Annotated in this window: 8 protein-coding genes; 3 read left to right on the forward strand and 5 right to left on the reverse strand. The window is 61.6% G+C overall.

Annotation, left to right across the window (positions count from 1 at the left end; genetic code table 11):
- A partial coding sequence (locus tag EJA72_RS29550) for a hypothetical protein (RefSeq protein WP_178129581.1) occupies window positions 1-463 on the forward strand: 463 nt, incomplete at its 5' end.
- A 137-nt stretch (window positions 464-600) separates the two neighbouring features.
- Here the strand turns inward: EJA72_RS29550 and EJA72_RS25210 are convergent.
- Complete coding sequence (locus tag EJA72_RS25210; RefSeq protein WP_157714599.1) at window positions 601-1,497, reverse strand: LysR family transcriptional regulator; 897 nt, start codon at window positions 1,495-1,497, stop codon at window positions 601-603.
- Between the two features lie 159 nt (window positions 1,498-1,656).
- Between EJA72_RS25210 and EJA72_RS25215 the strand changes: the two genes are divergently transcribed.
- Both EJA72_RS25215 and EJA72_RS25220 read left to right on the forward strand, forming a co-directional pair.
- A complete protein-coding gene (locus EJA72_RS25215; RefSeq protein ID WP_157714600.1) occupies window positions 1,657-2,676 on the forward strand; it encodes an alpha/beta hydrolase in 1,020 nt (339 codons plus the stop codon).
- Window positions 2,677-2,894: 218 nt separating this feature from the next.
- Entirely contained in the window at window positions 2,895-4,331 is a 1,437-nt protein-coding gene (locus EJA72_RS25220) for a mechanosensitive ion channel family protein (RefSeq protein WP_157714601.1), read from the forward strand.
- Between the two features lie 207 nt (window positions 4,332-4,538).
- On the opposite strand, the gene ycaC is transcribed toward EJA72_RS25220, so the two are convergent.
- The 4 genes from ycaC to EJA72_RS25240 form a co-directional block, all read right to left on the reverse strand.
- On the reverse strand, window positions 4,539-5,165 hold the full coding sequence (gene ycaC / locus EJA72_RS25225) for an isochorismate family cysteine hydrolase YcaC (RefSeq protein ID WP_157714602.1): 627 nt from the start codon (window positions 5,163-5,165) through the stop codon (window positions 4,539-4,541).
- A 69-nt stretch (window positions 5,166-5,234) separates the two neighbouring features.
- Window positions 5,235-7,073 carry an amidohydrolase gene (locus EJA72_RS25230; RefSeq protein WP_157714603.1) on the reverse strand — a complete coding sequence of 613 codons (1,839 nt, stop codon included), beginning with the start codon at window positions 7,071-7,073 and terminating at the stop codon, window positions 5,235-5,237.
- Window positions 7,070-7,663 (reverse strand): antibiotic biosynthesis monooxygenase, encoded by a 594-nt coding sequence (locus tag EJA72_RS25235; protein WP_157714604.1) that lies wholly within the window; start codon window positions 7,661-7,663, stop codon window positions 7,070-7,072. Before EJA72_RS25235 ends, EJA72_RS25230 begins: the two co-directional genes overlap by 4 nt.
- Complete coding sequence (locus EJA72_RS25240) at window positions 7,656-8,072, reverse strand: DoxX family protein (RefSeq protein ID WP_157714605.1); 417 nt, start codon at window positions 8,070-8,072, stop codon at window positions 7,656-7,658. Before EJA72_RS25240 ends, EJA72_RS25235 begins: the two co-directional genes overlap by 8 nt.
- Between the last annotated feature and the right edge of the window lie 529 nt (window positions 8,073-8,601).

Below are 8,601 nucleotides of genomic sequence, written 5' to 3' on the forward strand. Positions count from 1 at the left end.
GGGTGGCGGCGGCGGAAATGGCGGCGGTGGTTCCGGCGGTGGCGGTGGAGGATCTGGCGGTGGTGGCGGCGGTAGCGGTAATGGCGGCGGTCACGGTGGCAGCGGCAGTGGCGGCAACAGTGGCAGCGGCGGCAATAGCGGCAGCAGCCACAGTGGCAGCGACCATGGTCCGGGAAATTCCGGCAACACAGCCTCCTCCGGACGCAACGGCACCCATAACGAACCAGGTGACGACCATGGCGTTCATCGGGCCGGTGAAGTGGGCGATGACCACGGTGTTCACCATGCCGGGGAAATTGGCGATAACCACGGCGTACATCGTGCCGGTGAAGTGGGCGACGACCGCGGCGTACATGCCAACGGTGAAGTCGGCGACGACCGCGGTGTGCATGCCAACGGCGAAGTCGGCGACGACCGCGGCGTGCATGCCAACGGTGAAGTGGGCGACGACAAAAGGACCTGACCCACACTAATCAACCAACCCCACAAATCCCCTGTGGGAGCGAGCCTGCTCGCGATGGCGGTTTATCAATCAACGTTGATGTCGTCTGACACACCGCAATCGCGAGCAGGCTCACTCCTACAAGGGAATGTGTGAGCCTACAACCCACCCTCACGCTGATCCAGCCGCTCGCGCAAAAACTCGATCAACGCCTGCACCGGCCGCGATCCCTGGCGATGCTGCGGATACACCGCCGACAACGTCAGCGGCTCCGGACGAAACTCATCCAGCACCGGCACCAGCCGCCCCTCCTTCAACGCCGCGCCGACAATGAACGTCGGCAGGTAGGTAATCCCCATCCCGGCCACAGCCGCATCCTTGAGCAACTCCCCATTGTTGACCCGCATCCGCCCGGTGACATGAACGGTCAACGGCTTGCCTTGCCCGTCAAAGCGCCATTGCACCTGGCGACCATGGCCATACGGCAGACAGTCATGGTCGTGCAGGTCTTCGGGCTTGAGCGGCGTGCCCCGCTCCGCCAGATACGCCGGGCTGGCGCAATACACCCGCTGGATCGACGCAATGCGCCGGGCAATCAGCGTCGAGTCTTCCAGGGTGCCGATGCGCAACGCCAGGTCGTAGCCCTCACTGAGCAAGTCCACCGGGCGATCGCTCAAATCCACCTCCACGGTGACGTCGCGGTAGCGCTGCAAAAACACCGGCAGCAAACAGCCCAGGTGCGCCACCGCAAACGACAGCGGCGCGCTGACGCGAATCGTCCCGCGTGGCTCGGTGGTCTGGCCGGCGATGCCCTGCTCCACTTGCTCGACTTCGCCCAGCAGACGCAACGCCGACTCGTAATAACTTTGCCCCAGGGGCGTAACGTCCAGCCGTCGTGTCGAGCGGTTCAGCAGCCGAACGCCGAGGCGCTCTTCCAGCTGCATCAGGCGCCGACTGACGAATTGCTTGGACAGGCCCAATTGGTCCGCTGCCGCGGTGAAGCTGCCAGAGTCCATGACCTGGCAAAAAATACGCATGTCTTCGAACGGGTTCATTGTCACGCCTTGGTTGACAGTTAAACACTTTATAGCCGCTTTTTCCCTTTGGGGCACCCTATTAATCTGTGTCCACGGTGTTGCTGAGGCCTGAACCACAGCGCCAACAGCGACCTGAAACCCAAGGTACTCAACGTCTGATTAAAAAGGATTTACCCCATGAACCTCGTCAAAAAAACCCTGACCGCTTCCCTGCTCGCCCTCGCCGTTGGCAACGCCTTCGCCGCCGACACCACAGGCGTCGAACACAACACCCAGGCGTTCCTCGATGCACTCGCCGCCGGTGGCGGCAAGCCGCTCGAACAATTGAGCCCGAAGGATGCGCGTGCGGTGCTGACCGGCGCGCAAAACTCGGTGAAGGTTGATCTGTCGGGGGTTGAAGTCAGCGATCGGGCGATCAAGGTCGAGGGTCAAACCATCAACTTGAAAATCGTGCGGCCGGCCAAGGTCAAGGGTGAATTGCCGGTGTTCATGTTCTTCCACGGTGGCGGCTGGGTGCTGGGCGATTATCCGACTCACCAGCGCTTGATTCATGACCTGGTGGTGGGCTCCGGCGCCGTCGCGGTCTACGTCGATTACACGCCGTCGCCGGAAGCGCACTACCCGACCGCGATCAACCAGGCCTACGCCGCCACCCGCTGGGTGGCCGAGCATGGCAAGGACATCGGCGTCGACGGCAAGCGTCTCGCGGTGGCGGGCAACAGCGTCGGCGGCAACATGGCGGCTGTCGTAGCCTTGATGGCCAAGGAACAGAAAACCCCGGCACTGCGCTTCCAGCTGTTGATGTGGCCCGTGACCAATGCGCAGTTCGACACCGGCTCGTACCAGCAATTTGCCGAGGGCCACTTCCTGACCAAGGGCATGATGAACTGGTTCTGGGACAACTACACCACCGACCAGGCCGAGCGTGCGCAGGTCCATGCCTCGCCGTTGCAGGCCAGCGCCGAACAGCTCAAGGGCTTGCCCGCCGCGCTGGTGCAGACCGCCGAATTCGACGTGCTGCGTGACGAAGGCGAAGCTTATGCCCGTCACCTCGACGCCGCCGGTGTGCCCGTCACGGCGGTGCGCTACAACGGGATGATCCACGACTTCGGCTTGCTGAACCCGCTCAGCCAGATCCCGGAAGTGAAAGCGGCGGTGCGCCAGGCAGCGCTGGAACTCAAGACTCATCTGAACTGAGTCCCTCCCTTCGCCACGCAGCAATGCGTGGCGAAGCTGCTTCTCGTGGCGAGGGAGCTTGCTCCCGCTGGGCTGCGAAGCGGCCCCAAAAATCTTCGCATCAATGCAAGTTTTGTGAGTGCTGCGCACTGGTTCGCCAGCCCGGTCAAGCGGGAGCAAGCTCCCTCGCCACAAAAAGCTCGTCCGCCTTATCAACCCGATAACCGCCGGAGTTCCCCATGTCCTTTCTCCTTGCTCATCTGCTCTCCTGCAGCGCCCTGCTCCTGGTGATCGACGCCCTGCTCTGGCACCTCGCGCCGTTCAAGCATCGCGTGACCCGGATCGGTGTACGCCTGGTGCTGTTCCTGATGTTCAGCGCGCTGGTCATCAACGCCGGCGTCAGCCCATTGCAGGCGCCACTGTTGGCCGATGACCGTGTGGCGCAATTGGGCGCGACGGCGCTGGGGATTCTCTGGTGGTTGTACGCCGCTCGCGTGTTCACCGAAGTCATTGGCCTGGTGCTGATGCGCCGCATCGGCCACAGCGGTCGGTTGCTGCAGGACGTCATCGGCGCGCTGGTGTTTCTGATCGCCGTGGTCGCCGCGGCCGGCTATGTGCTGGAGTTGCCGGTGAAAGGCTTGTTGGCGACATCGGGAGTGGTGGCCATCGTCGTCGGCCTGGCGTTGCAGAGCACCTTGAGCGATGTGTTTTCCGGGATCGTGCTCAACACCACCAAGCCGTATCAAGTGGATGACTGGATCGTGATCGACGGCGTCGAGGGCAAAGTGCTCGACATCGACTGGCGCGCCACGCACCTGCTGACCAGCGCCGGCAGCACGGCGGTGGTACCGAACTCGGTGGCGGCCAAGGCGAAGATCGTCAACCTCAGCCGGCCAAACAACATGCACGGCGTCTCGATCAGCATCCAGGTGCCCAACCACATTCGTCCGCGCCGAGTGCTGGACGCACTGGACCGCACGCTTCAGGGCAGCAGCAGCCTGCTGCTGAACCCGGCGCCGAAAGCAGTGTTGAAAGAGGCCGGCGAAACCATGTCCGAGTACGTTGCCAGCGGGTTCATTACAGAGCTGGGCAAAAAAAGCGAAGTGCGCAATCAACTGTTCGACCTGGCTCATCGGCACCTCGAAGCGGCGGGTATTTCCCGGCAACTGGATGGCGTGATCGAACCCAACACCCGTGCGCGGGCATTGCTGGACGAAGTGAAAGTCTTCCGCTCCCTGAGTGAAGACGAGCGCGATCAACTGGCCCGCTCGATGGTCCCGCAGCAGTATGCCGCGGGTCAGGTGGTGCTGGAATTGGGCGAAGTGCCGGACAGTCTGATGGTCATCGCCACGGGCGTGATCAGCGCCACCGTGCCCGACGGCAGCGGGCAAACCGAGGCCGGTCGCATGGGGCCGAGCGAAGTCATGGGTGAACAAAGTGTCCTCACCGATACGCCGTCCCAGGCCACGTTCACCACGTTGACCTCGTGCATCATTTACCGGATCGACAAAACCCTGACTCGTGGCTGCATGGAGCAACGGGTTGAAGTGGGTCAGGCGTTGAACAAGTTGCAGGCGGTCAGGCAACAGAACAGCCGGTTGGCGTTGATGGCCAAACCGGTGGCGGTCAAGAAAGGCGGATTACTGAGCTGGCTGCAAAAACGCCAACAGGCCTAGGTTTTGTCACAGGTTTTTGAGGGGACGAGCTTTTGTGGCGAGGGAGCTTGCTCCCGCTTGACCGGGCTGGCGCACCAGTGCGCAGCGCTCACAAAGAAATGGGGCTGCTTCGCAACCCAACGGGAGCAAGCTCCCTCGCCACGGTACGGTGTAGTATCAGACAAAAAAAATGCCCGCTGGTGTGCGGGCATTTTTGTGGGCGTTGACTTATTTCGACGTCAGCACCGAGTAGCTGTTCATCAGGTTGCGGTAGTTGGGAATGCGTGGCGACAGCAGGTTCGCCAGGCCTTCCATGTCGTTGCGCCAGTCGCCTTGCAGCTCGCAAGCCACCGAGAACCAGTTCACCAGTTGTGCACCGGCTGCCGACATGCGGGCCCAGGCGGCCTGCTGCACGGTTTCGTTGAACGTGCCCGAGGCGTCGGTCACCACAAACACCTCAAAGCCTTCCGCCAGCGCCGACAGCGTCGGGAAGGTCACGCAGACATCAGTCACCACACCGGCGATGATCAGTTGCTTGCGGCCGGTGGCTTTCACTGCCTTGACGAAATCTTCGTTGTCCCAGGCGTTGATCTGGCCTGGCCGCGGGATGTACGGTGCGTCCGGGAACAGCTCTTTGAGTTCCGGCACCATCGGACCGTTCGGGCCATTTTCGAAACTGGTAGTGAGGATGGTCGGCAGTTTGAAGAACTTGGCCAGGTCAGCGAGGGCCAGCACGTTGTTCTTGAATTCGTTCGGCGAGAAATCCTGGACCAGCGAGATCAAACCCGTCTGGTGGTCGACCAACAGCACAACGGCATCGTCTTTGTTCAGGCGTTTGTACGGTACGTTGCTCATGTGAAACTCCTCGATGGATGGGTATTACTCAAGGCGCCGACCGACATCAATCGACGCTTTTGTTATTCGTCAGAACGCGAAACACGAGCAGCCAAAGGCGCCCCAGAAACCCGCAAAATCGCTGACCGGCGCATTCGACAAACGCGCCTTTTCATGGCTGTGGGAATGCACCCCGCACGGCCCGCTGCAATGGTGAACCTGCGCCTGCATCGGCGACGTCGGCCGCCAATGCCCCGGCACCTTCACCACCGGCGACCAGTCCGGCAGTACCGGCACACTGGCCGGGCCCAGTTTTTCGAAATCGCCGGCGGCGTACACCACCTTGCCACCGACCACGGTCAGCACCGATTCGATCCATTTGATCGCTTCTTCGTCGACACTGAAAAAGTCCGCGCTCAGGGCCGCGACGTCCGCCAGCTGGCCGACCTTGATCTGGCCCTTCTTGCCCTGTTCGGAAGAGAACCAGGCGCTGCCGTGGGTGAACAGTTCCAGCGCGGTTTGCCGGGACAGGCCTTCGGCGTGCAGTTCCAGGCCACCGACGGTGCGGCCGCTGACCATCCAGTACAGCGAGGTCCATGGGTTGTAGCTGGACACTCGCGTCGCATCGGTGCCGGCACCGACGGGCACACCTTCGGCCAGCATGCGCTTGATCGGCGGGGTCGCTTCGGCCGCTTTGGCGCCGTAACGCTCGACAAAATATTCGCCCTGGAACGCCATGCGATCCTGAATCGCAATGCCGCCGCCCAACGCTCTCACCCGCTCGATGTTCTGCGGCGTGATGGTTTCGGCGTGGTCGAAAAACCACGGCAAACCGTTGAACGGAATGTCGCGATTGACCTTCTCGAACACGTCGAGCATGCGGCTGATGGACTCGTTGTAGGTAGCGTGCAGACGGAACGGCCAGCGCTGCTCCACCAAGTGCCGGACCACCGGTTCCAGTTCGTCTTCCATGGTTTGCGGCAGGTCCGGACGCGGCTCGAGGAAGTCCTCGAAATCCGCCGCCGAGAACACCAGCATCTCCCCGGCACCGTTGTGTCGCAGGTAATCGTCGCCCTGGTGCAGGGTCACGCTGCTGGTCCAGTTCTTGAAGTCGGTCAGCTCTTCTTTCGGCTTCTGGGTGAACAGGTTGTAGGCGATGCGGATAGTCAGTTGCTGGTCCTTGGCCAACTGCTCGATCACCTGGTAATCGTCCGGATAATTCTGGAAACCACCGCCGGCATCGATGGCGCTGGTCAGGCCGAGACGATTGAGTTCACGCATGAACTGGCGGGTCGAGTTGACCTGATATTCCAGCGGCAACTTCGGCCCCTTGGCCAGCGTCGAGTACAGGATCATCGCGTTGGGACGCGCCACCAGCATGCCGGTCGGCTCGCCGTTGGCGTCGCGCACGATCTCGCCACCCGGCGGGTTCGGCGTATTGCGCGTGTAACCGGCGACACGCAACGCGGCACGGTTGAGCAAGGCACGGTCGTACAGGTGCAGTACAAACACCGGGGTATCAGGTGCGGCCTGGTTGAGTTCTTCCAGGGTCGGCATGCGTTTTTCGGCGAACTGGAATTCATTCCAGCCACCGACCACGCGCACCCATTGCGGCGTCGGCGTACGGTCGGCCTGGTCCTTGAGCATGCGCAAGGCATCGGCCAGGGACGGCACGCCCTCCCACCGCAGTTCAAGGTTGTAGTTCAGGCCGCCACGGATCAGGTGCAAGTGCGAGTCGTTGAGGCCGGGGATGACGCAGCGGCCCTTGAGGTCAATGACCTGGGTGCCGGCGCCGCGCAACGCCATGGCCTGGGCATCGGTGCCCACGGCAACGAAGCGGCCGTCGCTGATGGCGACGGCACTGGCGAGTGGGTTTTCACGGTCAACGGTATGAAATTGGCCATTGAACAAAATCAGATCGGCGTTCATCGCGTTTCCTTGGGCTGAGTGGAGGGGGACAGCCAAGGCGCGAACAACCGCGTCGCCATCGGCATGAACAGGTACACCACCGATAGGACGATGGTCAGCGTAATCAGGAACGTGGCAACCACGTAATTGGACAGCACCGCATTGAGCCGCAGCAGCGGGCCCCAGATCAGCGGCACCAGCAAGGTGTGCGGCAGAATCACCAGCAACGTCACCACCGCCTGTTTCCAGCGTGGCGGTGGCGGCGACGCTGCGTCCGTCGTCGGGGCGAACCAGAATTCCTTCACCGGGTTGACTTCGGTCTGGTCGCCGTCCGCCAGCATCGGCGTGGCCTCGTTGACCAGTTCCAGCCGCTGCGGCGAATCCAGCCAGCGCTGCATGGCCTCGGTGGTGCAAAAGCGCAGTACGCAGGTGTACATGTCGAGGCCGGCATTTTTGCCGCGCATCACGTCCACCCCCAAGTGCCCTTCCTGCTGCCCGGCGATGCTGACGATGTTGCGCAACCAGGCTTCGTAGGGCACTTCAAAACCGGCCTTGACCCGGTGTTTGATGACCAGGGTCACGACTTCATCGAAACGATTGGAATCAGGCATAACGCAAAGCTCCGGAGAAACGGACATTGAGCGCCAGCCGTCCCGGCCCGGCGATAAAAATGCTGGTGAACAACAGCAGCAGCAACCAGCCAAACTGCCCTTCTTCGATGCTCCACTGCGGATGCACAACCACCATCGCGATCCACAGCACAGACAAAACCGGCAGGCACGCCAAACGCACCAACACCCCGGCAATGATCAGCAGCGGACATAACACCTCGGCAAAAATCGCCAGCATCAGCGTAAGGTTCGCGCCCAGGTGAAAAGGGTCTTCGATCACTTGAAGCTGAGCGCTGTAGTTAAGCAGCTTCGGCAAACCGTGCACCCACAGCAGAAACAAAGCGCTGCTGACCCGTAAAAAAAACAGCCCGATATCCTGGGTGCGTTGCTCCCATTGCGACGTGTTCATGGGCTACCTGCACAGGTGAAAAACCATCGGCGTCAGCGCGCCGGGATATTGTTTGATAGTGCCGGGGATGGGGTGGGAAAAATTGAATGTACGTGCTCTTTTGATGGGGGAGCTGGGGGCTGAAAAGCCAGAGCAGATCGGAGAAGTCTGCAACATCAGGTCGGCTGGCAGGCCGCCATCGCGAGCAGGCTCACTCCCACAGGGATTGGGGATAGCTGAGGGAGAGTGTTTGGCGGGCGGGGAGCTATCGATTGTAGGAGCGAGGTGCTCGCGATGGTCGTGAACGATGAAACGGGCTGTCTGGATTAACGCGTTGTATGGACGTTTTTCTCGAGCAAGCTCGCTCCTACAGAAGAGCAAAGAGCAAAGAGCAAAGCAAATCGCATACACGCACCGCTCTTAACCACTCAACAGGCCGAGTGTCAGCTCGCCTGCAGCTTTTGATCTTGATCCACCCGCCCCGTCGGGAGGCTGAGTGGAGGTGTTCATCCGGGGAGTGGCGCGCAGCGCCGTTCGACGCAGTCGAACA

Origin of the sequence: Pseudomonas sp. PB120 (assembly GCF_009761815.1) — a bacterium.
In the GTDB taxonomy this organism is placed as follows: domain Bacteria; phylum Pseudomonadota; class Gammaproteobacteria; order Pseudomonadales; family Pseudomonadaceae; genus Aquipseudomonas.

Bases quoted from the DNA above. Each gene is read 5' to 3' on its own strand.
- EJA72_RS25210 (WP_157714599.1), bottom strand. From the start codon at position 1,497: ATGAACCCGTTCGAAGACATGCGTATTTTTTGCCAGGTCATGGACTCT.
- EJA72_RS25215 (WP_157714600.1), top strand. From the start codon at position 1,657: ATGAACCTCGTCAAAAAAACCCTGACCGCTTCCCTGCTCGCCCTCGCC.
- EJA72_RS25220 (WP_157714601.1), top strand. From the start codon at position 2,895: ATGTCCTTTCTCCTTGCTCATCTGCTCTCCTGCAGCGCCCTGCTCCTG.
- ycaC (WP_157714602.1), bottom strand. From the start codon at position 5,165: ATGAGCAACGTACCGTACAAACGCCTGAACAAAGACGATGCCGTTGTG.
- EJA72_RS25230 (WP_157714603.1), bottom strand. From the start codon at position 7,073: ATGAACGCCGATCTGATTTTGTTCAATGGCCAATTTCATACCGTTGAC.
- EJA72_RS25235 (WP_157714604.1), bottom strand. From the start codon at position 7,663: ATGCCTGATTCCAATCGTTTCGATGAAGTCGTGACCCTGGTCATCAAA.
- EJA72_RS25240 (WP_157714605.1), bottom strand. From the start codon at position 8,072: ATGAACACGTCGCAATGGGAGCAACGCACCCAGGATATCGGGCTGTTT.